22 protein-coding genes are annotated in these 24,026 nt (G+C 46.5%); 16 read left to right on the plus strand and 6 right to left on the minus strand.

Features of this window, described 5'->3' with window-relative positions; genetic code table 11:
* The first annotated feature begins 255 nt into the window (after positions 1–255).
* Positions 256–1,362: an NADH:flavin oxidoreductase gene (locus tag R7Z47_RS03430; protein ID WP_086047323.1), complete on the plus strand. Its 1,107-nt coding sequence runs from the start codon at positions 256–258 to the stop codon at positions 1,360–1,362.
* An 80-nt stretch (positions 1,363–1,442) separates the two neighbouring features.
* On the opposite strand, the gene R7Z47_RS03435 is transcribed toward R7Z47_RS03430, so the two are convergent.
* A complete protein-coding gene (locus R7Z47_RS03435; RefSeq protein ID WP_005375788.1) occupies positions 1,443–2,333 on the minus strand; it encodes a LysR family transcriptional regulator in 891 nt (296 codons plus the stop codon).
* Positions 2,334–2,488: 155 nt separating this feature from the next.
* On the opposite strand from R7Z47_RS03435, the gene R7Z47_RS03440 reads away from it, so the two are divergent.
* From R7Z47_RS03440 to R7Z47_RS03470, 7 genes are all read left to right on the plus strand, one after another.
* A complete protein-coding gene (locus tag R7Z47_RS03440) occupies positions 2,489–2,887 on the plus strand; it encodes a RidA family protein (RefSeq protein WP_005375789.1) in 399 nt (132 codons plus the stop codon).
* Between the two features lie 73 nt (positions 2,888–2,960).
* Complete coding sequence (locus tag R7Z47_RS03445; RefSeq protein ID WP_053307779.1) at positions 2,961–4,421, plus strand: aldehyde dehydrogenase family protein; 1,461 nt, start codon at positions 2,961–2,963, stop codon at positions 4,419–4,421.
* A 69-nt stretch (positions 4,422–4,490) separates the two neighbouring features.
* Positions 4,491–5,480, plus strand: coding sequence for a membrane dipeptidase (locus tag R7Z47_RS03450; RefSeq protein ID WP_053303711.1), 990 nt, complete (start codon positions 4,491–4,493; stop codon positions 5,478–5,480).
* Positions 5,481–5,589: 109 nt separating this feature from the next.
* On the plus strand, positions 5,590–7,191 hold the full coding sequence (locus R7Z47_RS03455; RefSeq protein ID WP_005388593.1) for a BCCT family transporter: 1,602 nt from the start codon (positions 5,590–5,592) through the stop codon (positions 7,189–7,191).
* A gap of 101 nt (positions 7,192–7,292) precedes the next feature.
* Positions 7,293–9,029 carry a hypothetical protein gene (locus tag R7Z47_RS03460; protein WP_213911994.1) on the plus strand — a complete coding sequence of 579 codons (1,737 nt, stop codon included), beginning with the start codon at positions 7,293–7,295 and terminating at the stop codon, positions 9,027–9,029.
* Positions 9,026–9,757, plus strand: a complete 732-nt coding sequence (locus R7Z47_RS03465; protein ID WP_213911993.1) for a DUF3726 domain-containing protein — start codon at positions 9,026–9,028, stop codon at positions 9,755–9,757. The genes R7Z47_RS03460 and R7Z47_RS03465 overlap by 4 nt, the downstream gene beginning before the upstream one ends.
* A gap of 142 nt (positions 9,758–9,899) precedes the next feature.
* A complete protein-coding gene (locus R7Z47_RS03470; protein ID WP_031777276.1) occupies positions 9,900–10,277 on the plus strand; it encodes a nuclear transport factor 2 family protein in 378 nt (125 codons plus the stop codon).
* Positions 10,278–10,359: 82 nt separating this feature from the next.
* On the opposite strand, the gene R7Z47_RS03475 is transcribed toward R7Z47_RS03470, so the two are convergent.
* Entirely contained in the window at positions 10,360–11,355 is a 996-nt protein-coding gene (locus R7Z47_RS03475; RefSeq protein WP_005375798.1) for an ABC transporter substrate-binding protein, read from the minus strand.
* Positions 11,356–11,496: 141 nt separating this feature from the next.
* A complete protein-coding gene (locus tag R7Z47_RS03480) occupies positions 11,497–13,731 on the minus strand; it encodes a hypothetical protein (protein ID WP_318129820.1) in 2,235 nt (744 codons plus the stop codon).
* A 425-nt stretch (positions 13,732–14,156) separates the two neighbouring features.
* On the opposite strand from R7Z47_RS03480, the gene artP reads away from it, so the two are divergent.
* The 5 genes from artP to R7Z47_RS03505 all read left to right on the plus strand — a co-directional run bounded on the left by artP (position 14,157) and on the right by R7Z47_RS03505 (position 17,772).
* Entirely contained in the window at positions 14,157–14,885 is a 729-nt protein-coding gene (artP, locus tag R7Z47_RS03485; RefSeq protein WP_114139536.1) for an arginine ABC transporter ATP-binding protein ArtP, read from the plus strand.
* An 88-nt stretch (positions 14,886–14,973) separates the two neighbouring features.
* Complete coding sequence (locus R7Z47_RS03490) at positions 14,974–15,705, plus strand: arginine ABC transporter substrate-binding protein (RefSeq protein WP_318129821.1); 732 nt, start codon at positions 14,974–14,976, stop codon at positions 15,703–15,705.
* 1 nt (position 15,706) lies between these two features.
* The gene (artQ, locus tag R7Z47_RS03495) at positions 15,707–16,396 is read left to right on the plus strand and encodes an arginine ABC transporter permease ArtQ (RefSeq protein ID WP_005388570.1); all 690 of its coding nucleotides are present in this window, start codon (positions 15,707–15,709) and stop codon (positions 16,394–16,396) included.
* On the plus strand, positions 16,393–17,061 hold the full coding sequence (gene artM, locus R7Z47_RS03500) for an arginine ABC transporter permease ArtM (RefSeq protein WP_005388569.1): 669 nt from the start codon (positions 16,393–16,395) through the stop codon (positions 17,059–17,061). Before artQ ends, artM begins: the two co-directional genes overlap by 4 nt.
* A gap of 138 nt (positions 17,062–17,199) precedes the next feature.
* Positions 17,200–17,772 (plus strand): protocatechuate 3,4-dioxygenase, encoded by a 573-nt coding sequence (locus R7Z47_RS03505; RefSeq protein WP_262606501.1) that lies wholly within the window; start codon positions 17,200–17,202, stop codon positions 17,770–17,772.
* Between the two features lie 9 nt (positions 17,773–17,781).
* Here R7Z47_RS03505 and R7Z47_RS03510 read toward each other — a convergent pair whose 3' ends face one another.
* Positions 17,782–18,612, minus strand: coding sequence for a LysR family transcriptional regulator (locus R7Z47_RS03510; protein ID WP_042521063.1), 831 nt, complete (start codon positions 18,610–18,612; stop codon positions 17,782–17,784).
* A gap of 118 nt (positions 18,613–18,730) precedes the next feature.
* On the opposite strand from R7Z47_RS03510, the gene R7Z47_RS03515 reads away from it, so the two are divergent.
* Positions 18,731–19,378 (plus strand): glutathione S-transferase family protein, encoded by a 648-nt coding sequence (locus R7Z47_RS03515; RefSeq protein ID WP_033906965.1) that lies wholly within the window; start codon positions 18,731–18,733, stop codon positions 19,376–19,378.
* 84 nt (positions 19,379–19,462) lie between these two features.
* Here the strand turns inward: R7Z47_RS03515 and R7Z47_RS03520 are convergent, their stop codons facing one another.
* On the minus strand, positions 19,463–20,134 hold the full coding sequence (locus tag R7Z47_RS03520; RefSeq protein WP_172563863.1) for a type 1 glutamine amidotransferase domain-containing protein: 672 nt from the start codon (positions 20,132–20,134) through the stop codon (positions 19,463–19,465).
* A gap of 117 nt (positions 20,135–20,251) precedes the next feature.
* On the opposite strand from R7Z47_RS03520, the gene R7Z47_RS03525 reads away from it, so the two are divergent.
* Positions 20,252–21,136, plus strand: coding sequence for a LysR family transcriptional regulator (locus R7Z47_RS03525; protein ID WP_172563862.1), 885 nt, complete (start codon positions 20,252–20,254; stop codon positions 21,134–21,136).
* A 59-nt stretch (positions 21,137–21,195) separates the two neighbouring features.
* On the opposite strand, the gene R7Z47_RS03530 is transcribed toward R7Z47_RS03525, so the two are convergent.
* Positions 21,196–22,857, minus strand: coding sequence for an electron transfer flavoprotein-ubiquinone oxidoreductase (locus tag R7Z47_RS03530; RefSeq protein WP_262606500.1), 1,662 nt, complete (start codon positions 22,855–22,857; stop codon positions 21,196–21,198).
* Between the two features lie 137 nt (positions 22,858–22,994).
* Between R7Z47_RS03530 and R7Z47_RS03535 the strand changes: the two genes are divergently transcribed.
* Positions 22,995–23,960, plus strand: a complete 966-nt coding sequence (locus R7Z47_RS03535) for an electron transfer flavoprotein subunit alpha/FixB family protein (RefSeq protein ID WP_017821214.1) — start codon at positions 22,995–22,997, stop codon at positions 23,958–23,960.
* The last annotated feature ends 66 nt before the right edge of the window (positions 23,961–24,026 follow it).

The following is a 24,026-nucleotide window of genomic DNA, read 5'->3' on the forward strand; positions in this document are numbered from 1 at the left end:
AGTGGGTGAGGAAGCATCTTAACTCCAGTGAAATGAACACGATTAAGAATCATCCTTTTACATAGTCTAAAAACTCACTAAACATTAACCCAGATTAAAGTTTTGTCGTCTCCGAGGCATTAAGGTGCGCCTGTAGTTTGCAGGTCTCAAGGATTCAGAGAAGGAACAGCCATACATCGTGTATCGCTGTTCCTTTTTCGTTCTTGTTTACTTGCGAACAGATAAAACATAAAGACAACTTTAAGAGGACTGGTTTTGAGCATTTTGTTTTCCGAAGCCCGCATTGGCAACATGACCCTAAAGAACCGTTTTGTGAGAAGCGCAACGTGGGAGAACATGGCGACCGAAGATGGTCATATGACGGCAAAGCTTTACGATATTTACGAAACGCTTGCGAAAGGGGAAGTTGGGCTTATTGTTACGGGTTATGCCAATATCGTTGAAGAAGAGAAACCCAACGCAGGTATGATGGGGATCTACAACGACTCTTTTATTGAAGAATACAAAAAGCTAACAGAGCTAGTACATCAACAAGATTCTAAAATCGTGATGCAAATTGCTTACGGTGGCACCAAAACCACCCATAACGTCGGTGAGCGTGTCATCTTCGCTCCGAGTGACGTGCCTGAGCGTGGTACAAATACGCAAGGCAAAGCGATGACAAAGGACGAAATCGACTACATCGTAAAGGCATTCGCATTGGCGAGCAAACGTGCTCAAGACGCTGGTTTTGACGGCGTAGAGATTCATGCGGCGCACACTTATTTAATTAACCAGTTTTTAAGCCCGTACTATAATCGTCGCGAAGACGAATATGGTGGTGGCTTAGAAAATCGCATGCGCTTTCTTTTAGAAATTTATTCTGAAACCAGAAAGCTGGTTGGAAGCGAATTTCCCATCCTCGTTAAACTGACGGCAACTGAGTTCTTTGACGGCGGTTTAACGTTCGATGAAACTCGCGTCGTCTGTAAGAAACTTGAAGAAGTAGGCGTTGATGCGATCATCGTATCTGGCAATGTTCACGGCAAAGCAAACGAACTTGTTGGTCAAACGTTCGATGGTTACACACTACAAGAAGAAGGTTACTTTCACGAATATGGTCACGTGATCAGTCAGGATGTTAGCATACCGGTGATTACTGTCGGCGGGCTGAGCGACATTGATGCGATTGAGAAAATTGCAGAAAACACAGATATCCAATTTTTTGCTGTGTCACGCCCTTTATTGGCTGAGCCGCAGTTGATCAAACGTTGGAAAGAAGGCAATCGCGCACCAGTAGATTGCGAACGTTGCTCAAAGTGTCGTACCAAGCGTGGTAACTTTTGCGTGGTGTATAAGAACCGAAATCGTCGCAAAAAATAAAACGAAGCGACTACACAAATACAAATTAGCCTCCACTCTGAATATGGAGGCTTTCAATTATCCGCATGTTAATCGAACCATTATTTATCTTCTTTTTGATAGTTTAAATAATGCACACAAAGATCGTGAAATGCTTTAGCTTGAGGCGAGATCGTGCGATCGGTTAACGTAAATATACCAATTTGCCTTTCAAGTGGTGGATCGATAAGCGGAATCCAAACCAAGCGTGTTTCATTGGTTGGGAAAGCAAGCTTCGGTAGGGTCGTGACACCAATCCCAAGTTCTAAGACAGAAAACAGCGAAGTAATATTTTCGACCGAATAGAGCGCTTGCTGACTCAGAGCTCTTGCTGGGGTTGGATCGAGAAGTGTACAAGTGCCGTTACGGATAAAGGGTTGTTCCAACAAAGTTTGCCACTCGATTCCTTCTGGATGACTCGCAATAGGGTTGTCCTTTAAACACACCACGCCTATTGGATCGGCTAACAGCGGTGTAAAGTCAATGCCGCCCTCATCGAGGTGAGAGGGGTTACCGAGCGCTAAGTCGACTTCACCGGAGAGTAGGCGAGCCTCGACGCCAGCGGCATTATCGTCTATCAAGCTTACTTCTACATTTGGATACTGTTCGCAAAAGGCGCCCAACACGCTAGGAATGAGCTTCGCTGCAACAGAAGGAACGCTCGCAATTCGCACTCTCCCTTGCTGTCCGGCAGCGGCTGCTTTGAGATCGTTGTCTAGTGCACTGTAGATATTGAGAAACTGAACCACTTTGGGAAGACAAATTTCACCAAACGGGGTCAATTTGGTTTTGTTTCCGGGTTCAAACAGCGTTTGCCCTAGAATTTTTTCAAGCTCTTTTATCGATGTTGACAGTGCCGCCTGAGAACGATTTGCACGATGTGAAGCGGCTCGAAAGCCTCCTTCCTCGACTACCATCACAAAATGCATTAATTGTTGAAGCTTAATACTCATCCCTAATGCCTCTTAATCCCTTTATTTACGTTATTTTAAACAGAGTGATAAGTTTAATTTATCAAATGTCAAAAATTTACCGTTAGATTTATCGCCTGTCAATGTGCATCATTTAACCATATTGAAACAAAGCTGTTACAAAGGTTGAAAGGCACGTGAATACTCCTACTAAAAAACACCCAGTTAAAACCAGTCTATTTGCTTCTAAAGCGCCGCTTGAATGGGCGATAGTCAACAACGGAACCCTGTATACGGCTCAAATTCCTATTGATGACACAGGCGCGGTTGTGGAAGGCGGTATCGAAGCACAAACACGTCAAACCTTTAACAATCTCATACACACCCTGGAGTGTGCAGGGGAGTCTTTGGACTCGGTGTTGCAGGTCCTGATTTATGTGACTGATAGAGAATACTTAAAGACCGTTAACCAAGTGTACGCGGAATATTTTGAAGCACCGTACCCAAATCGCGCCGCCATGGTGGTTGCAGGGTTAGCGCGAGAAGAGATGTTGGTGGAGTTTGTCGTCTACGCGTCGGCAAGCCAACCAGAATAAATCCAATAAGAACAATTAGAGATCAGTGAGTGGGTGGCTTGCCATCACAAATCGGAAGAACAAGGAAAGAACCATGACTTTTATTAACAATGTTCAAGCAGAAAAATCCCTCTATATAGCGGGTGAGTGGCAATCGGGCATGGACACCATCGCCAATATTAACCCTTCTGATATCAGCGAAAACATTGGCGATTTCGCACAAGCGAGTGTGTCGCAAGTAGAGCAAGCGATTCAAGCGGCTAAATCAGCGCAGCCAGAGTGGGAAAAAACACCAATCGAGCGCAAGCAAGCAGTGCTACAAGCGATTGGTGATGAGCTCATTGCACGATGTGACGAATTGGGCACCTTACTTTCGCGTGAAGAAGGTAAGCCATTTGCTGAAGGTCGAGGTGAGATATACCGTGCTGGCCAATTCTTCCAATACTTTGCTGCTGAGGTTCTGCGTCAAATTGGCGATAACGCTGCTTCCGTCCGTCCAGGTGTCTCCGTTGAAGTTACTCGTGAAGCCGTCGGCGTTATCGCCATTATCTCTCCTTGGAACTTTCCAACAGCAACAGCGGCTTGGAAAATCGCGCCAGCACTTGCGTTTGGCAACAGCGTCGTCTGGAAGCCTGCCAACCTAACCCCAGCAAGTGCCGTTGCGCTGACAGAGATTATCCATCGCCAAGGTTTACCTGCCGGCACGTTTAACCTCGTTTTGGGTAGCGGTTCGCAAGTCGGTAATACCCTTATTAATTCGAAGGAAGTGAACGGCGTGAGCTTCACTGGTTCTGTGGGCACTGGCCGTAAAGTTGCAGCGGCAACGGCACCAAATTTTGTGCGTTGTCAGCTAGAGATGGGTAGCAAAAATGCGCTCGTAGTGGCAGATGATGCAGACATTCAGATTGCTGTCGAAGCGACAATCGCAGGCTCATTCTCGGGTGCAGGTCAAAAGTGCACCGCGTCTTCTCGTCTTGTGGTTATGGACGGAATTCACGACGCGTATGTTGAGGCGCTAATCAAACGCATGAGCGAACTTAAAGTGGGTCACGCTCTAGAAGAGGGCGTATTCATGGGCCCTGTTGTTGATGGTAACCAGCTGAATGCGAACTTTGAGTGGATCGAAAACGCACGCCAAGCAGGCGCGGAGCTGGCTTTCGGTGGTGAGCGTCTGAGCCTAGAGCATGACGGTTACTACATGTCACCAACTCTGTTTTTAAATACACAGAATGGCTGGGAAGTGAACCAAGAAGAAGTCTTTGCGCCAATGGCGAGCGTGATTCGCGTTTCTGATCTGGATGAGGCAATTGCAGTCGCGAACGATACGCGCTTTGGCCTGACAGGCGGCATTATCACGCAAAGCCTGCGCAATAGCGCGATCTTCAAACAGCAAGTCCAAACGGGCTGCGTCATGGTTAACTTGCCAACTGCGGGTACAGATTATCACGTGCCATTTGGTGGCCGTAAAGAATCTAGCTTTGGCCCTCGTGAGCAAGGTCAGTACGCCAAAGAGTTCTACACCGTGGTGAAAACCGCTTATCAGCGCCCTTACTAAGAACAGCAGGGTAGCTGATGGTGTCAGCTGCCCGCACGAAAAGGCTAAGAAATTGTTTAAGGAGTGGTTATGTACCAACAACGGATTGTGATTGACGGATTGCAGTACTGCAATTGGGATCGAGAGTATTTCCAAACGCTTAAGGCGAGTGGCATTACCGCCGTTCATGCCACCATCGTCTACCACGAAACTGCGCGCGAAACCTTAACGCGTTTTGCTGAGTGGAACTTGCGCTTCGAGCAAAATGCGGACCTCATCATGCCTATTTATTCAATGGCAGATGTAGAAAAAGCCAAAGCAGAAGGCAAAGTCGGCATCTTCTTCGGCGCGCAAAATTGCTCACCTATCGATGATGAAATTGGTCTGATTGAAGTGATGCGCCGCCAAGGTCTGCTGATCATGCAACTGACCTACAACAACCAAAGCTTACTGGCGACAGGTTGTTACGAACAAAACGATTCCGGCGTAACTCGCTTTGGTAAGCAAGCGATTGAAGAGATGAACCGAGTCGGGATGATCATTGATATGTCCCACAGCGCGGAGCGTTCGACGTTGGAAGCTATCGAGCTCTCTTCGCGTCCAATTTGTATCAGCCATGCTAACCCGACATTTGCGCATGACGCACTGCGCAACAAGTCTAACACCGTGATCAAAGCACTAACGGAGCGCGGTGGTTTGATTGGATTCAGTTTATATCCGTTCCATTTGCCAAATGGCAGCCAGTGCACGCTGGATGATTTCTGCCAGATGGTTGCGAAAACCGCAGACATGTTTGGCGTTGACCATTTAGGTATCGGTAGCGATTTGTGCCTAAATCAGCCGCAACAAGTGTTGGAGTGGATGCGCAACGGGCGTTGGTCAAAAGCGATGGATTACGGCGAAGGTTCAGCAAGTAACTCGGGATGGCCAGATGCGCTGCCATGGTTCTGCGGCAGCGCAGGGATGGAGAACATCTACAACGGATTAATGGGTCACGGATTCAGTGAATCTGAGGCTGGAAAAATATTGGGTGAAAACTGGTTCAACTTCCTTAAAGAAGGATTAGAGCCTATTTCATAGCATTCCCCAAAGTAGGAACCGCCTGTCCACATAATAACAATACGGCAGGCGTAAAACTCACATTTGTAGCCAGTCTTTGGCTGCTGCAAAGAACCTCTGGAGCCAGAGTATGTCTGATTTAACCAATAGCATGAAAGCTTCCACGATGAGCGTGTCATCGGGCAAGTCAAAAGCAAAACACAACACATCAACAACAGAAAACACGACGGACAAATTAGGACTGAATAACCCGGCCTTTTGGTATAGCGGTGGTTTCATCGCGTTGTTCGTTGCTATTGCACTTTATGACGGCGAGCTGTTATCTACGATCGTTAACGCTGGCTTTGGCTGGGCAGTTCAGGTGTTTGGTCCATACTGGCAGTTACTGCTGCTTCTCACTTTTCTTATTGGTCTTGGCTTGGCTGCAGGGCGAACAGGCAAGGTGATGTTGGGCGGGATTGCAAAACCAGAAATGGATTCTTTCCGCTGGATGGCGATTATTTTCTGTACCTTATTGGCTGGTGGTGGCGTTTTCTGGGCCGCGGCTGAGCCTATCGCGCATTATGTTAGCCCACCTCCTTTGTACGGCGCGCAAGATAACCCGCAGCAAGGTGCGGTGAATGCGTTGTCGCAATCCTTTATGCACTGGGGCTTTCTAGCTTGGGCGATTGTAGGTAGCTTAACTTCCATCGTGGTGATGCACCTACATTACGACAAAGGTTTACCGCTAAAACCCCGTATTTTGCTTTACCCAGTCTTGGGCGAACGAGCACTTAAAGGCCAACTCGGTGCATTGATTGACGCGTGCTGCATTATCGCTGTAGCCGCAGGCACCATCGGGCCAATTGGGTTTCTAGGCTTGCAGGTTAGCTACGCGTTAAATGCGCTGTTTGATATCCCTGATGGCTTTACCACTCAGCTTATCATCATCTTGTTTGCGATTGCTCTTTACACCTTGTCAGCACTCAGTGGATTAAGCCGAGGCATGCAACTGCTTAGTCGTTACAACGTGATTCTGGCAATGGCATTGATGGTTTACATCCTGTTTTTTGGCCCTACGAATTTTATCTTTAACGGATACATTCAAGGTGTAGGGAGCATGCTGGATAACTTTATCCCAATGGCGACCTACCGTGGTGATGAAGGTTGGCTAAGCTGGTGGACAGTATTTTTCTGGGGCTGGTTCCTTGGTTATGGTCCGATGATGGCAATTTTTATTGCGCGTATTTCCCGTGGTCGCACTATTCGCCAAGTCATTTCCACCATCAGTATTGTGGCTCCGTTAACCACCTGTTTTTGGTTCACGATTGTGGGCGGCTCAGGCCTTGCGTTTGAAATTGCTGAACCGGGTAGCGTGAGTGCGGCGTTTGAGGGCTTTAACTTGCCAGGTGCTTTGCTTGCAGTGACTCAGCAACTACCAATGCCAATGCTGACTTCAATTCTATTTCTGATTTTAACCACGATCTTCATCGTCACGACGGGCGACTCAATGACTTACACAATCAGTGTCGTGATCAGTGGTGAAACGGAGCCGAATGCGATCATCCGTACCTTCTGGGGAGTAATGATGGGTGTGACGGCATTGATCCTAATTTCCCTTGGCTCTGGCGGCATTTCTGCACTGCAATCTTTCATTGTGATTACCGCGGTTCCGGTTTCGCTGATTCTGTTGCCGTCACTTTGGAATGCACCGCAAATCGCAATCAAAATGGCGAAAGAGCAAGGGCTATAACAATTATCTAATTCAAACAACGTGGAGCTTGTGCGGGTGTTTTCCTCCTGCATCCGCACAAACCCTAGTATTCTTACAATAACAAATAGGTGGTGAGCAAAATGGATGCACATCGTTCTACTTATACGGAAGCAACTATGCGCGATGCAGCGATTGTCATGGCAGCCGAAAGGCTTGGCGCAATGCACCAAAACCGAATCAGCTTTGTTCGCAGTCTGATTCGTAATATGGCAAGCCAAAACTGGCAAGTAACCAAGCATGAGTGGCAGCTTTGTCCTCGTGGTTATGGTCATGTGATTTACAAATTGACCACGCCAGAGCACGTTTATCATTTGGTGGTATTCTGTGATGAAATTGCCGACGACGAGCGTAATGATCGCGTCATTGCTGAAAAGTGGGACGTCACATTTGCACTGGTTCAAGGCGATGTTGATGTTACTTTGTTGGAAAGATTGCGAGAAAATGTACCGCTGCAAGAAGCGGGACGTAATCCAAACAACGTACTTGTTCTTGCTCGCGCAAACAAAAGTGTGCGCGTGTTTGAGCACATTGTTAGCGCGCTTTCTCAAGGCGAGCAGCCTGAGCCGAAAGAGTTAGCGGAAGTGGGTTATATCCTGCGTACCACAGCTGTTTATGGTAACGGAAAGTTTGGTATCGCCGACTTCAAACTGTTAGAGAACAACTCAGATTTCAGCCAGTCTTTTAGTGCGCAAATGTGTGCCGTATATATGTTGCGTGAATTCAGCCTAGATTGGGTGCACTATCTGGCACTTCAACAAGGTGGCGACAAGGCGGTGGCTTTGCATCGTGGCTTGCAGCGCTACCTTGGTGTCGGCAATGCTACTGGCTTAGGCATGGCTCCATACTTGATTAATCACCCGTGCATCGTTGACCAATGGATGACCTCTCGCGAACGTGCGGTAGCGCGAGTCTTTGCGATGCCATGTGAAGCGTCGTTCCATGCTCCTTTGCAAGGATTGCTGCAAAAAGCACAGCGTCATTTAGAGCAAGTCATCACCATCAATGAACATCAAGATAGGCTCAATCACCAAGCGATAGCAGACATCAAACAACTGCTATCAGAGCTGACAACGTTAATGGCATCACATCCGAACTGGGCGAGTTTGGTCGAGCAAAAGAAAACAATGAGTGTGGAAGCCCAAGAAATCCTCACCTCTTGCTTGATCGAACTCTACCCATCTTTGGTGGACGAATTTGCTAGCCAAATGAATACGGATGAAACGTTATCGATCCCGGGCGGGAAAAAGATCCAAGACTTACTGGAAGTGTTGCAAAACAAATACCGCTGGGCGATTGATGCGGATTACTCACTGGCCGAGAACAATTATTGGTTCTGGTATCGTTCACAAGACAAAGAAGAGCCAAGGCTTGGTGTTCGTGGCGAGGAAGCAGGAGAAGAAAAAGAACTGCCGCTTGATATCGGCAGACAAGTGAATCGCTTGTACCAGGCCTTGCTTGACTGTGATGTAGAAATGTCCGTAGCAGAGTTTCTATTGCAAAAACCGGCTTATCGTTCGATCACACGTCGCGTATGGACGCTAGGCAACCGTGCGATGGGGGATATTCAAATGAATGTGCTGCGTAAAGATGCGTTACCAATGCACTTACTGCGCTGTAAATTGGCGATCTTTGGCGCGACTAAGTTTGATCCGCGCTCGGATCGTTGGGTTCGAGTAACTTTCTTCCAAGGTGCGCCGTTGTTAGATGAAATTCACGACCCTAAACTGGCAGACACATGGATTTTCCCTAGCATGCCGCCGCGTGACGAAATTGCGCAAAGTGACAATCAAAAAATCAACGGAGGATTTGCATTATGATCGTCTCTCACAACGAATTGGTGGCCGCGGTTAATAAGGCATTTCTTGGCATGCGCCGTCACTGTGGTGAGGCGGATGTCATTGCGAACATGGTGGCGGACTTGCAAATGGTTGGCTTACATGGAGTTCGTCATTTTAATAACGCCAGTCTGTTTCTTGGGTTAGATTCAGACTGCGCCGTATCGGTGACCAACAGTACGCCGTCAAGCATAGAGGTAGAACTGCACAACGGGAGTGTAGCGTGTCATTTACCCGCTGTGTTGGATTTCGCGCTCGAGAAAATGATCAACCGTAAGTCGATTACCATTACGTTGAAACAGTGTCATAACCGTTGGCTGGGTTTCAGTGAGTTGTTGAAGCTCTCTGCAAAAGGCATTGCGTGCCGTGCACAATGGGTCAATGGCTCTAGTCCCAAGCGAACGCTTTATGTGTTAAATCGTGGACGAATCGCGCCAGAAGTCTTTTTCTCGGATCAGTTTGATGGGCATGATACGGATTTGCATAGTATGGTTATCGAGCTCTCCGTGAACGATTTCGATATCGAGAAAAGTGCACAAGGGTATACCATTCACATTGAAGGTGATGAGTTAAGCCGCACGCAACAAGCTTCTTGGCAAAATGGTATCTTTGTCGAAGACCAAGAATGGGAAACACTGAAACAAACCGCAACCGCGTTGCTGGTGGAGAACAGTGAGCGTTCTATGCTCGGTGCTGGCGGTGTGGTTTAAGCGATGAAAGGCGATGATTCCAAGTAGAAGTGATGAAGGCTGCGGTTTAGCGGCCTTTTTTGTGCGCGATGTTCACTCACTTCTGAAGTTCAAAGACTATGATTACCGTTATCCGCAAGATGGAGCAACACAGGTAAGAAAAATGGATCTGCAAGAGAATAAAAGAAATGCCATTGCGTTTTACGAAACCGCCTATAGAGGTAACCCAAGAAAGGCAGTTGAAGACTACGTAGGTGATGAGTACATCCAGCACAATCCATTAGTTGGAAATGGCCCCGAGGCTTTTATCGAGTATTTTGAGCGGATGCAAAATGAGTATCCCGATAAAGATATTACGTTTGTGCGAGCCATTGCTGAAGGGAATTTGGTGGCACTACACACTCACCAAACATGGCCTAATGATATTGAATACGTGACGATGGATTTCTTTCGTTTTGATCACAATGGGAAGATCGTTGAACATTGGGACGCTCTGCAAGAGATACCCAAAGAAACATTGAATGGTCACACCATGTATTAACGAGTCGTTGATTAGCCTCCCATGCCGTTTATTCAAACGGTATGGGAGGTTAAATGATTTGTGGCACTCGAAGTATTAATCATCAAAGCGCTTTTTCGATTCTCACCGCGACGTCTTCAGATACCCAGCCTTTCCACAAGTCAGGGTAGGTATTAAAGAAGTAAAACATCGCTTCTTCACCGTCCGCGTAGTTATCTTCCATCCAGGCCAGCATTTCACTCATTTGCTCGTTGGTAAATCCGCGTTTCTGCAAGTACGCGAATGCTTGGGGTTCTTTGCTCGCAAACGCCTCAGTTGTTACTGTGCGAACTGGAGAAGGTGGGTACATTGTTACTTTTGGTGAAGCGCAATCAGGCTGAGTGGTACAGTTGCGATACTCTTCTAAATCTGTTCCGCTACCAAAATCCACTTTGACCATATCATACTTGCCCAATACGGGGGTCGGTGACCAGTAGTAACCAAACCAAGGCATTTTGCGATCATAGGCTTTGGCGATGGTGCCAGCTAATGCTGCGCCAGATCCTGGGTCAACCATCTCAAAGCCGTGCTCACTTAACCCTAATGCATTAAACAAGTGACCGGAGGTGATTTGGCATGTCCAACCAGCAGGGCAGCTATAAAACGCGAACTTGTCATCATCCTCTGGGTGTTCAAATAGTTTGGCGTGCTTGATGACGCCTTCTATCGTCGCGAGTTCTGGATACTGTTTTACCAGATAGGCGGGAACCCAAAACCCTTCTTCACCACCATTGACAAGCGATTCACTAGCGATGCGCAAGCGTTTATCCGCAATCCCTTTATCAAGTGCTTCTTTAATACCGTTTGTCCATAACTCTGGCGCAACGTCAGGCTGTCCCTTTTCAATCATAGAGGTGCCTGTAGGAACGCTATCACCAGGGATCAATTCCGCATCGCACTGGTAGCCTTCATTTAAGACAAATTGGTCGATGTGCGCCATTAAGCTGGCCGAATTCCAATTCATGTCTGCGATGGTTATTTTTCCGCATTCGTCCGCATTTGCATGAGTAGATAATGCTGATAGCAGCAGAACAGAGAGCATTGAAGGTGTCGTCTTCATGTGACTGAATTTCCTTGTCGTTGTCATTTACTTCAGTATATACATCGGTTTATAAAGATTCAGTGAACAAGTTTTTTTCAGTGACGTTAAGCATAAAAACGGCGATTTATGAAGCGTTTGGTGAGACGGGTTGAAAGGGAGTTAATACAGCAAGAACACTCCTTCGTAGCCGCCAATCTCAATATGAGAAACATAGTCGCCGATGTTACCGTCTTGATCTACAGGTCGCATAGGCTCTGGAAGTGCGATAGTTATCTTCGGTGAGGTGAAATAATCGATATTCTTGCCAAAGAAATCAGTTCGATACAGCACTCGGCCTTTAGTGAATTCGCGGGCTAACACCATCTCCGTAGGACCATGCATCACCACCGTATCGTCTGAGCGATACGCAAAGTACGTATGGGTTGGTAACAAATCGATAGAGCCATTGGGCAAGTCAGGATGAGCCACTTTGTTCATAGAAGCATCTCCAATGACTGTGTAATCGGCAGGATAGGGCGTGCTGGTGGACATCATTACCGGAGTCGCCTGATACCCCTCTGGTGTTTGATTGGCAGGCTCTCCCAAATCAACGGCAAGCAAGGTGCTAGGTTGATAAGCAATATTCATTGGTACGCCTGCCTTCCAGAAGTTGTCACTTGTTGTGTTATTGCTTCCATATAAGTAGCCATTGTTCCACTGATTAAAGTAACTGCCCTCAGGGTGATAGTTTAAGTAGAACACTGCTAGTGCAGAGTATTGGTCCTGTTTCCAATTGTCTTCTGTGTTCCCAAAGTATTGAACGCGACCATAACGCGTTGTCGCTTGATAAATCACTTTCTGGCCAGCTTTGGCGAGTGCAGCGTTATCCCAAAACTTAGCTAACCCAGCATAGCCACTAAAGCCGGTAGAAGGGAAAAGGTAGTGCTCGCGCAAGTACAAGGAGCCAGCGTTAACCAAGTGGTTTTGTCCATTACGACCGAATAAGTTTGCCGTACCTATGTTGAGGCCAATTAACGCATCTTCATCCAGCGTTGCCAGTTTATTCAAGAACGCCGAGAATTGCGCCTTGTACGCATCGTCAGCAGCTTGGCTACCCGCCACCAAACCAAGCTCATCCACTGTGCCTCCGGAATATATGTAGAACTGATTTGCACCGAGTAACTTATTCGTATCGTCGTTGTACGCACCATTTAAACCTTGTTTCGCCCATTCAGCTTGGTAATAGTGGCGCATTGTATTGGTAAAAACGGGATTACCGAGATTGGTCAATGCCCAAGAAGAGGTTTGATTCCACATACGACCAAATGGAATAACCCGTGACTCCCAACGAAATCGTGCTGTTGCATTCTTATTCGAACGGTTTTTGTATTCATTCCAAGTAAGATAATTGTCTTGGTTTCGATCTGCAGATTTGTCGAAGCCACGAATTTTACGCCAGCGTTGAATGGTTTGACCTTCAGGTGTCTCCGTTGGTGCTCCTGAGACATTGACGGCAGGGAAGCTATCTTTGAGTTGAATGTTTTCGAGACGTGGGCGGTTTTCTATGTTGTCGTCATGCCAAGTAATTTTCGCAACGTAAAGGCGGCCGACGTCGCGTAAAAAGGTGGAGCCAAAGTACTGACCGCCACCATAAGTTTTTCCGCTACCATCATGCGTTGTGGCGCGAACCCAATCCAAAGGAACAGACCAGCTTACTGTTTGGTTTTTAGTCATGTTCTCAGTTTTGTCTTTTTTAATCGCGAAGCTTTTCCATTCAGTTACCCGACCAAACGAGTCGATAGCAGAAGGGTATTCAATCGTGAAGCTGCCGCCTTGAGCAAACTGAGAGAACGTAAAGGCTAAGCGGTCGAACTTCTCTGAGTGATAAACATAGAGCGCACCACCATTATTCGCCTGACCAAATACGTCAGCATCCCATGGCGGTGGTTGATATAGCCAAAAGCCGGCGTGGTCAGCGCTGGCGGTATAGCCAACGATCATCGGTTTTCGATTGAGTAGAGTATTCTCGCCATGGCTTGAGTCGACTTCAGCTAGGATAGTGTCTTCAGAAAAGTGGAGAAAGAAATCTTCGTAGTCAATTCCATTCAGTTCTGCTTGGTTACGTATATCGTTTTCCAGCCAACCTGAGTTAAGTTCCAGCTTTTGGTTGTACATGTAACCAAGTGCTTGTACACGCTCATTATGACTTTTACTTTCGTAAGCGCCGAATAAGATATCAGCATGATCCAGTTCCCATTCACGTGTAGCCACAGCAGAGATAGGCTTATCTTGAAGATCAATACCCTGTTCATGCAATCCAGGTAACACGATTGATGTTCTACTCCAAACGCTGGGTATAGAAAGTAAGCTCAGAGAAGCAAGTGCAATGAGAGAAAAACAATGCGACTTCAACATGGGGTTATCTCACTCATACTTAGATGACTCGAATTAAGGGCCAGAATACAAAGAGAAATTATAGTCCATTCACAAAGTCCTAATCAGGAACTCGCCGATAGAAGGCTTTACCGGAAATCGAGGGGGGAAGCCCGGCAAAAATGAGAAGGTCTGCGTCGGGTGTAGTACGTTCAAAGACTCAAAATTCCGTCTACACAAGCACAAAAGTAACCAGAATTTTAACCTTGTTTCGATTGCCATCATATTGTGGGATTTTCATCAACAATTTCAGTTAAAACCAACTGATTAAACCAGTCATATTCTCTGTTGTATTGATTGCTTATCATACAAAAATTTAACAAAATTAATTTTTATACATTTTTATTGCATAAAAAATCCTTTTGAGTAATATAAATGCCAAGTGACAATTAATGCGGTATGTCAGCATGACTATTCAGGTAAGCGGAATCAATAAATCCTACGGTGAGACACAAGTGCTTCACGATGTCAGCTTTAAGTGTGAAAGCGGCGAAACACTGGTGTTACTTGGTCCAAGTGGTGCAGGGAAGAGCTCTCTACTACGTGTTCTTAACCTTCTTGAAGGAGCGGATAACGGCCAGTTAAACATCGCTAATGACGCATTCGACTTTTCAACTGAAATCAAAGAGAAGCAAGGTTTAGCGCTTCGTCGTAAAGTGGGCATGGTGTTCCAACAGTACAACCTATGGCCGCATATGACAGTGATGGAGAACCTGATTGAGGCTCCGGTAAAAGTCGCTGGCATGGATAAAGAAGAAGCGAAGAAGCAGGCAATGCAAATTCTCGCGACGCTGCATTTGGCAGACAAAGCGGATGCATGGCCGATGCAACTTTCTGGTGGTCAGCAACAACGTGTGGCGATTGCTCGTGCATTGATGATGAAACCGGAAGTCTTGCTTTTTGATGAACCGACCGCTGCGCTTGATCCGGAAATTACTAACCAAGTCGTTAAGATTATTAAAAATTTAAGCGAAACCGGAATTACGCAAGTAGTTGTGACGCACGAAGTGGATTTCGCCAAGAAAATCGCTAGTCACGTACTGTATTTAGAAAAAGGACACATCGTTGAGCACGGCACAAATGATTCGTTTTCTAACCCGCAAACCGCCCAGTTTGCTGACTACTTAAATCACTAAATCACGTTTTTAAAGTTCAGTCTATTTAACAGATAAGCTCGGCTGTCATTGCGAGTGTCAGCCCACTAAGTACACACGGAGTATTGCAATGAAAAAGATTCTACTAGCTTCACTAATCGGACTTGTCTCAGCGAACGCAGCAGCACAAGAAGAGATCAAATTTGAGATGGAAGCGACGTACGCCCCATTCGAATACATGGATGAAAACAACCAAATCCAAGGTTTTGATGTGGATCTGGCGAACGCACTATGTAAAGAAATGGAAGCAAAATGTACTTTCCACAACCAATCTTTTGACAGCCTGATCCCTGCATTAAAATTCAAGCGTTACGATGCGGCTATCTCTGCAATGGATATTACTGACGCGCGTTTGGAGCAAGTGAACTTTTCTGACCCTTACTACGACAACTCAGCAGCGTTTGTTTCTATCAAAGAAAAAGTGGTTGATCAAAAAGCACTAGAAGGTAAGCGTGTTGGTGTTCAAAACGGTTCAACGCACCAAAGCTACCTGATTGAGCAAATGCCAGGCGTAACAGCGGTTCCTTACTCAAGCTACCAAGACGCATTCATCGATATGAAGAATGGCCGTATTGATTCTGTATTCGGTGACACAGCAGTCGTAGCAGAATGGTTCAAGAAAGAAGATAACCTAGCGTACGTGGGCGAGCACGTCACTAACCCTAAATACTTCGGTAACGGTTTCGGTATCGCAGTAAACAAAGGTAACGACGAGTTAGTGAACAAGCTGAACACGGCACTGAAAACAGTGAAAGCGAACGGCGAATACGACGTAATCTACAACAAGTACTTCGGTAAGTAATATGGCACTAACGGGTTACTCTTTATCGCTTGTTCAAGCTAGTTGGATGACTGTCCAGCTAGCCTTCACAAGCCTTTTAGTCGGTTTGATTCTGGCAGTGGTATTCGCCAGTGGTGAAATGTCTCGCCGCGTTTTCGTTAAATGGCCAATGACGGCGTTTGTGACGATTGTACGTGGCTTGCCAGAAATCCTTGTCGTGTTGTTCATCTATTTTGGTTCGACGCAGGTTCTGTTTTTAATCACCGGCGACTTTATTGAAGTTAGCCCGTTCTTGTCTGGCGTGGTGGCGTTGTCATTGATCTTCGCTTCTTATGCTTCTCAAACTCTACGTGGCGCGTTAAAAGCCGTTGGAAGAGGGCAGAGAGAAGCAGCAAGTGCACTCGGCATCAGTCAGGCACATGCTTTTGTTCGCATTGTTTTGCCACAAGCAGTAAGACACGCACTACCAGGTTTAACTAACCAATGGTTGGTTTTGCTGAAAGATACCGCGCTTGTATCACTGATCGGAGTAACGGATTTGTTGAAACAAGCACAGCTAACATCTGCAGCGACACATGAAGCGTTTACATGGTACGCAACTGCTGCGGCGATTTACTTAGGCATTACTTTGATTACACAACGTGCCGTAAAACTGATTGATAAGAAGTTCTCAATTCAAGGCATGAGCATGGGACAGGAGGCAACCGCATGAACGAACAACACGTTTGGCAAATGCTGGATGGCTTAGGCACTAGCCTTCAATTGACCGCCGCTTCTTTGGTAGTGGGCTGTCTCTTAGCTTTGATGATGACGCTGACTCTGATCCTACGTACTCCGGGTTTGCATTGGGTAAGTCGTGGCATCATCACCTTGTTTACTGGTACACCTTTGTTGGTGCAGATCTTCTTGGTGTACTACGGTCCGGGTCAGTTTGATGCCGTAAGAGAAAGTGTATTCTGGACATGGTTAAGCCAACCTTGGTTCTGTGCGATGTTGGCGTTAGCGTTGAATACCGCGGCGTACAGTACTCAGCTGTTCAAAGGAGCGTTTAACGCGATTCCTTCCGGTCAATGGCAAGCGTGTCGTGCTCTGGGTATGAACAAAACCGCAACGCTAAAAGTGCTGCTACCATACGCTATTCGTCGTGCTGTTCCTGCTTACTCGAACGAAGTGATTTTGGTCTTCAAAGGCACGTCACTAGCAAGCACGATTACGATCATGGATCTGATGGGTTATGCGCAGCGCATTAACGCACAAACTTACGATACGTTGACTGTATTTGGTATTGCAGGCGCATTTTATTTAACGGTAAATGGTGTGCTAACTCTCATTTTCCGTCAGGTAGAGAAGAAAGCATTGGCGTTCGAAGCCGCATAATCCTTCAATCAACACTCATCATTTAGTTCCACAGTGCCTCTGCGAATGGCTCTCTTGCAGGGGCATTTTTTATATTCGTCATGGCAAATTCCTTAAGTTCCCCCAAACTTAATTCAACGCAATTGTATTGGTGGCACCATGGAAAGAAGACACTTTTTAGCGCTGTGGACATTGTTGTTCGCCCCCTCTTTAAAAGCGAAAACACCAATGCGGCCAACGCCAGCACAAACTGAAGGGCCATTTTATCCAGTAGTGGATATTCCTCTTCGTCAAAACTTGATTCTGCAATCAGAAGGCTTGGTCGGTGAACCTATCGTGTTGCAAGGTAAAGTCGTAGATACATCGGGAAACCCTGTCTCGGGTATCAAAGTAGAAATCTGGCAATGCGATGGGCAGGGGATTTACGATCATCCTAAGCAGCCAAATAATGATAAGTTTGATGCTCACTTTGCAGGTTTTGGCGCGGTAGAAACTCAATCGGATGGTCGCTACTTATTCCAGACTTTGTACCCCGTGCCTTATGCCTCTCGTCCACCGCACATTCACGTTAAGTTGTGGCGGGATAACCAAGAGCTTCTGACCACTCAGTTGTACTTAAAAGGCAATACTGGTGATGAATGGTGGGGTGGCAAAGCCCGAGATTATCTACAGTTTGAAACCATACGAACCGACGGGCGATTAACTGGCCAATTTAACTTTGTGATTGGCTAGCTAATCCGGTTAAGCCATTAACTCAACCAATTGCGCCAAGCATTCTTTATCCAGTATCGGATGAGGCTCGACGCCCGTGACCAAAACGATATCCACGGAAGGTAGCGATGGCATATCGTCTAAGATCTTAAGATCCTCGCTAACGCTAATACTGCCCATCGCACCGATAGCCATGCCTGAACGTACAATTGCTCGTTGTGCAGAAGCCGTATTGCAACATGCCAGTAGTTGATAAGGAGTGCCACGTTTGGTTAATCCGTCTACTGCTGCCGCATGGTATTTACAGTCGGTTTGGAATAGGGCGAGAGGGAGAGGTTGGGCGTTCTCAATGTCAAAATCAGGATGAGCAATCCACACGCCTTTGTCGCTCGCTAGCCAATAACCTTCTTCACTGTCCGGTGCTCTTGTCACAATAGCGGCGTCTAGCTTTCCTTCATCGAGTTTCTCTCTCAAGGTGATGCTTGGCTCACTGAAGACTTGAATTGAACATGTGGGCTCAGATTGCTGTAATACGCGGATGACTTTAGGCAAGATATTGTCGTTGTAATCCTCTGGGCAACCTAAGCGAAGAGGGCGCTTGTTTTCATAGCGCCTCACTTGTTTCAGTGCTTGATTGTGCAAGCTAACCAATTGCTCTGCGTGAGAGCGTAGTGCTAATCCCGCTTCACTTAAGACAAGATTGCGACCTTCTTTTTCAAACAAACTGACGCTGAGTTCGTCTTCTAGCTTACGCATTTGCGCACTGAATGCGGATTGGGTGCGATTGATCTGCTTGGCTGCACGAGTGAAACTTCCCGTTTCGACAAAAGCCAGAAAGCTGCGTAACGCATCGATATCCATATCTAAAACTCATCCATCGTTTTTGTTGAAGTGTTCCATCAAAACTATCCGTTAGTCCCATTAAATACAATCAGATATTGTGAATGGGTACTCAAAACACAAACCGCATGGAGGCGTCATGAAACTGTTTATTGCTAACCAAAACTACTCAAGCTGGTCACTGCGCGCATGGCTGATCTTTTCTCAATTCAAACTAGATGTCGAAGTCACCAAGCTCAAATTATTCACGGAAGATTTTTATAAGACCTTGGAAGGTATTACACCAACCGCGAAAGTCCCTACCTTAGTGGATGATGACGCAACCGTGTGGGATTCATTAGCGATTTTGGAATACGTTAACGAGCAATACTTACAAGGCAAAGCATGGCCAAGTAAGTCTGCGGAACGGGCTAAAGCACGCGCCATCGCATCAGAAATGCATTCGGGTTTCTTTAACTTAAGAAGCGAACTCCCAATGAACATCCGCGCACGCAGAAAAGTCGATCTAACGGAGGGGGCACGTAAAGATATTGCTCGCATTGACGCTATTTGGGCAGAGCAAGCAGAACTGCATCCAAACGGTTGGCTATTTGGAGAATGGTCGATAGCGGATGCTATGTATGCACCTGTGGCATTGCGTTTCCAAACTTACGGCATCGAGTTATCGGAAGGTGCCAAAGCTTACCAACAAAAGGTGCTAGCAAGTGAATCTTTACAGCAATGGTTGGAAGAGGCGAACCAAGAAACGGATATCGTAGAAGAAGATGAAGCAGGGGTAGAAGTATAAGCGCATCTTGCGATCGCCTGTAGCAAGGGAAAGCATGACAAAGCACGCTTTCCTCTTCTAGGATGGTTGTAGTTTCCGGCGCGTTTAAGCTAGGTGTTCAACAATCGCTCTGCCTACGCCGTGTGCGCTCGTTGGGTTTTGACCTGTGATGACACGATCATCCACAATTACAAACTCTTGCCATGGTTGCACTTTAGAGTAGCGCGCTGCGTTGCGTGCAAGAGATTCTTCCAATAGGAATGGGATATCGTTGATGGTGCCGAAGTCGATCTCTTCTTCACGAGTGAAGCCTGTTACTGATTTAGACGAAAGTAGCTTTTCGCCATTGCTAAGCGTGATAGGTAGAAGAGCGCCCGGACCATGACAAACTGCAGCCACAATACCGCCATCTTCATAGTGTTTTGCAGAAATCTTGGCAAAATCTTCGTTGCTCGCTAGGTCTGAAAGAAGACCAAAACCACCCGGATAGAAGATCGCATCGTAGTTGTCACCGTTGATTTGTGACACTGGAATCGTGTTGTTGATGCGGTTCTGGAAATCATCATCCGCCAAAATTTTCTCGTTCACTGCGTCGCCTTCGATGTCGGTTCCGTACAGTGGTGCTTGTCCACCTTTGATAGAGGCAATGTCGTAATCGAAGCCTGCACCTAGTAGCTCGCTAAGGGCATGAGTGAGCTCTGGCGCGTAAGTTCCGTTTGCTTGGTCAGTTTCACCAAGGGTCGCATGGTTCGTCACAATGATGAGTACTTTCTTCATGATGGTTTCCTTTTTGGCTTACGTGTATTTGTTGAACACCTTCATACTAATTGCTAAACAAATAAGTGATAATACGATTAATTGGCAAAACATTATTGCTATATAGCAAAGGTAAGTATGGACAGTTTTGAAGGCATCAATGAGTTTGTTACGGTTGCTGAGAGCTTAGGGTTTTCTGCAGCGGCAAAACAGTTAGGTTGCAGTACCAGTCACGTCAGTCGCCAAGTCACAAGACTAGAAGAGCGATTAGGTGTCGCTTTGTTAGCCCGTTCGACAAGAATGGTGAGTCTAACGGAAGCGGGGCAAGCGTATTATCAGCAGTGTAAAGAATTGGTGATTGGGCTTCAGCAAGCCAATGAACAGCTCACCACGCAGCAAACTCAGTTGAGTGGTACGTTACGCGTGAGCGCCGCTGGTGCGTTTTCTGAGAACCATGTAGCGCCTGCCTTGATGGCGTTTGCCAAGCAACATCCTAATCTCACGGTTGAAATTAACTTCAACACCAGCATGGTCAACTTTATTGAAGATGGTTTCGATTTTGCCATTCGTTACGGCAGGTTGAGTGATTCAGGCTTGGTTGCGAGAAAGCTGGTGGATCGTCCCATGGCAGTGGCAGCCAGTCAGCGTTATCTCGATGAACATGGTTTACCAACGCACCCAGAGCAACTCAAGCGTCATAGCTGCATTATTGCCAATAAGGACGTTTGGTTGTTTGAAAAAGACGGCAAGCCTTTAGATGGCGTAAAAGTGCAGGGCAGATGGAAGAGCAATAACGCACACACGGTCTTGCAAGCCTGTGCAGAAGGATTAGGTGTGGCGTACTTACCGAAGAGTAGTTTCAACGATGCTATTTCGTCTGGTCGTTTGGTGCCAATACTAGAGCCGTATTGGGGAAGCGGCAACAGCAGCTGGATTGTTTATCAGAATCGTCACTTTCTACCACTACGAGCGCGATTGGCTATCGACTTCTTGCTTGATCATTTTGTCGATTGGCAGGAGTAATGAGGCTCTGCCAATCGGTTTGTTTATCCATTTGTTAGGTCGTCAACATACTAACGTATCTACATGTTTTGATAGCTTGGTCCGCCGCCACCTTCTGGTGCTTTCCACGTGATGTTTTGCGAAGGATCTTTGATGTCACAGGTTTTGCAATGCACGCAGTTGGCGGCATTTATCTGAAACTTCAACTTATTGTCCACTTCCACCACTTCGTAAACCCCAGCGGGGCAATAGCGCTGACTCGGTTCGTCATACATACCTAAATTCACATCAATTGGAATGTGAGGGTAAGTCAGAACAAGGTGACAAGGTTGATTCTCTTCGTGCTGTGTTCCCGACAAAAATACCGACGAAGGCTTATCAAAACTGATTTCACCATCTGGTTTTGGGTATGCAATTGGGTGGCACTCTTGTTTAGGTTTTAACTGCTCATGATCGTGCGAATAGTCCTTGATAGACCAAGGTAACGGCTTCTTAACCAGTGGTTGCCACAGGTTGTGTTCAAAAGTCGAAAGAGCACCGCCCAGTATGCTGCCAAACTTATGAATGTTCGCACCAAAGTTACGCGTTTCAGCGAGTTCGTCATACAACCATGATGATTCGAACAACGACTGGTAGTCTGGCTCAGAAGCTCCAGTTTGTCGGGCCGTATGTACCGCTTCTGCTGCAATGATTCCGGATTTCATTGCTGTGTGGCTGCCTTTAATTTTAGCAACGTTCAAAGTCCCCGCATCACAACCAATCAATAAACCGCCAGGGAATTGCTGTCTCGGCAGAGAGGAAAGCCCACCTTTCGCAATGGCTCTTGCGCCGTAAGCGATGCGCTGAGCACTTTTCAAATGTGGTTCAATAGCAGGATGGTGCTTAAAGCGTTGAAATTCGTCAAACGGACTCAAGTAAGGATTGCTGTAATTCAAGTCGACAATAAGCCCGACGGCGATTTGGTTGTTCTCCATGTGATAGAGAAAACCGCCGCCTGTGGTATTTGTTTCACTCAAGGGCCAGCCAGCGGAGTGGATAACACTGCCAGATACATCCTTACTGTCAGTGGGTAACTCCCATATCTCTTTTAGGCCAAGCGCGTAGTGCTGTGGTTGCTTTCCTGCGTCTAGGTCGAACCTTTGAATAAGTTCTTTACCCAGATGTCCGCGACAACCTTCAGCAAAAAGGGTGTATTTTGCCCTTAGCTCGATACCTGGTTCAAAGTTAGGTTTGGCCTGGCCGTTCTTATCTAGTCCCATATCGCTCGTGTTAATGCCTGTCACGGCGCCAGTCTGATCATAATTGATGCTTGCAGCGGCAAAGCCCGGAAAAACTTCCACCCCAAGATTTTCTGCTTGGTTAGCGAGCCAACGGCAAAGGTTGGCAAGGCTAATTACGTAATTATTCTCGCCATTTATCATTGGACGCGGTGTAAGGAAGTGGGGAACGCGAATATGGTTTTGCTCAGTAGTAAGATAAAGGAAATCATCTCGTTGAACTGAGGCTGCTAGCGGGGCGTCCATTTCTTTCCAATTGGGGAAAAGCTCATCTAAGGCACTAGTTTCAAAAACAGCGCCAGATAAAATATGTGCGCCCACTTCTGAGCCTTTTTCTACAACGCAAATTGAAAGTGCGTCACCTTCACTGTCTTGGTTGAGTTGAGCTAGCCGACAAGCGGCGCTTAAGCCTGCAGGTCCGGCCCCCACGATCACGACATCAAACTCCATGCATTCTCGTTCCATCTTTATGCTTCCTTTCTATTATCGTCATCTGCGTGACAGGTTTTGGTTTCTATACAGAAAACTATAGCTCAGTTGACGTTAACGTGAAGTGGACTAAGCTCAAGTAATGGATCTGACGTGTTATATGAGGCATGACCATGGAAGACCGACCATTAGCAACACTTGTGCTCGCAGAGCATGACAACCAATCGTTGGCTGTAGGGACGCTGTGTGCAATTAAAGCGGCATTTGAGATTAAGGATGATGATAAATCGCTTCCTGTTTCTGTGTTGCTTATTGGATATCAGTGCCAATCAGTTTTGGATGAGTTGAATTGCGTTCAGGGTGTTGCAGAAATTATCTGGGTTGATGCGAAGGGATATGAACATGGATTAGCGGAAAATATCGCACCTTTGATCTCACAAGTAGCCAAAAACTACTCACACATTCTTTCTCCTGCCAGTACATTTGGTAAGAATGTGATGCCTCGTGTGGCGGCGTTGCTTAATGTTGGTCAACTTTCTGACGTGATGACAATCGAGTCTATCGATACGGTGATTCGTCCAATTTATGCTGGAAATGCATTGGCGAGAGTCACGTCGAATGATCCCTATAAAGTGATGACCATAAGAAGTACGGCTTTTGATGCCGCAGAGCTATCTGACACGCCAGTTGTCCCTAAGCTTACTCAAGTCGACACGGTGATTATCAATAAACTTAGTGAGTTTGTTTCGCAACAAACGCCAGAAAGTGAGCGACCAGAATTGCCAGCGGCTAGAGTAGTAGTGTCGGGTGGTCGTGCATTCGGGAGTAAAGAGAAGTTTGTTTTAGTAGAACAATTGGCTGACAAGCTAGGTGGAGCGGTAGGGGCGTCACGAGCGGCTGTCGATGCGGGCTATGTGTCTAATGACCATCAAGTCGGGCAAACCGGCAAAATTGTTGCACCGGAGTTATACATTGCCGTCGGAATTTCTGGCGCGATCCAGCATTTGGCGGGAATGAAAGATTCCAAGGTGATTGTTGCAATTAATAGCGATCCTGATGCGCCTATTTTTGACATTGCTGATTATGGATTGGTCGACGATTTGTTTGTGGTAATGCCTGAGCTGTTAGAGAAGCTGTAGATATAGTTTTGCTTCCTAAAACAAAAGGCTTCCGGACTGGAAGCCTTTATCATTTGATTTTTATAA

Source organism: Vibrio sp. 1641 (assembly GCF_033339995.1).
GTDB classification, from domain to species: domain Bacteria; phylum Pseudomonadota; class Gammaproteobacteria; order Enterobacterales; family Vibrionaceae; genus Vibrio; species Vibrio alginolyticus.

Bases quoted from the DNA above. Each gene is read 5' to 3' on its own strand.
- R7Z47_RS03450 (WP_053303711.1), top strand. From the start codon at position 4,491: ATGTACCAACAACGGATTGTGATTGACGGATTGCAGTACTGCAATTGG.
- R7Z47_RS03510 (WP_042521063.1), bottom strand. From the start codon at position 18,612: ATGGATATCGATGCGTTACGCAGCTTTCTGGCTTTTGTCGAAACGGGA.
- R7Z47_RS03455 (WP_005388593.1), top strand. From the start codon at position 5,590: ATGTCTGATTTAACCAATAGCATGAAAGCTTCCACGATGAGCGTGTCA.
- R7Z47_RS03535 (WP_017821214.1), top strand. From the start codon at position 22,995: ATGGAAGACCGACCATTAGCAACACTTGTGCTCGCAGAGCATGACAAC.
- R7Z47_RS03525 (WP_172563862.1), top strand. From the start codon at position 20,252: ATGGACAGTTTTGAAGGCATCAATGAGTTTGTTACGGTTGCTGAGAGC.
- R7Z47_RS03475 (WP_005375798.1), bottom strand. From the start codon at position 11,355: ATGAAGACGACACCTTCAATGCTCTCTGTTCTGCTGCTATCAGCATTA.
- R7Z47_RS03515 (WP_033906965.1), top strand. From the start codon at position 18,731: ATGAAACTGTTTATTGCTAACCAAAACTACTCAAGCTGGTCACTGCGC.
- artM (WP_005388569.1), top strand. From the start codon at position 16,393: ATGAACGAACAACACGTTTGGCAAATGCTGGATGGCTTAGGCACTAGC.
- R7Z47_RS03435 (WP_005375788.1), bottom strand. From the start codon at position 2,333: ATGAGTATTAAGCTTCAACAATTAATGCATTTTGTGATGGTAGTCGAG.
- artP (WP_114139536.1), top strand. From the start codon at position 14,157: ATGACTATTCAGGTAAGCGGAATCAATAAATCCTACGGTGAGACACAA.
- artQ (WP_005388570.1), top strand. From the start codon at position 15,707: ATGGCACTAACGGGTTACTCTTTATCGCTTGTTCAAGCTAGTTGGATG.
- R7Z47_RS03490 (WP_318129821.1), top strand. From the start codon at position 14,974: ATGAAAAAGATTCTACTAGCTTCACTAATCGGACTTGTCTCAGCGAAC.
- R7Z47_RS03445 (WP_053307779.1), top strand. From the start codon at position 2,961: ATGACTTTTATTAACAATGTTCAAGCAGAAAAATCCCTCTATATAGCG.
- R7Z47_RS03465 (WP_213911993.1), top strand. From the start codon at position 9,026: ATGATCGTCTCTCACAACGAATTGGTGGCCGCGGTTAATAAGGCATTT.
- R7Z47_RS03530 (WP_262606500.1), bottom strand. From the start codon at position 22,857: ATGGAACGAGAATGCATGGAGTTTGATGTCGTGATCGTGGGGGCCGGA.
- R7Z47_RS03470 (WP_031777276.1), top strand. From the start codon at position 9,900: ATGGATCTGCAAGAGAATAAAAGAAATGCCATTGCGTTTTACGAAACC.
- R7Z47_RS03520 (WP_172563863.1), bottom strand. From the start codon at position 20,134: ATGAAGAAAGTACTCATCATTGTGACGAACCATGCGACCCTTGGTGAA.
- R7Z47_RS03480 (WP_318129820.1), bottom strand. From the start codon at position 13,731: ATGTTGAAGTCGCATTGTTTTTCTCTCATTGCACTTGCTTCTCTGAGC.
- R7Z47_RS03505 (WP_262606501.1), top strand. From the start codon at position 17,200: ATGGAAAGAAGACACTTTTTAGCGCTGTGGACATTGTTGTTCGCCCCC.
- R7Z47_RS03460 (WP_213911994.1), top strand. From the start codon at position 7,293: ATGGATGCACATCGTTCTACTTATACGGAAGCAACTATGCGCGATGCA.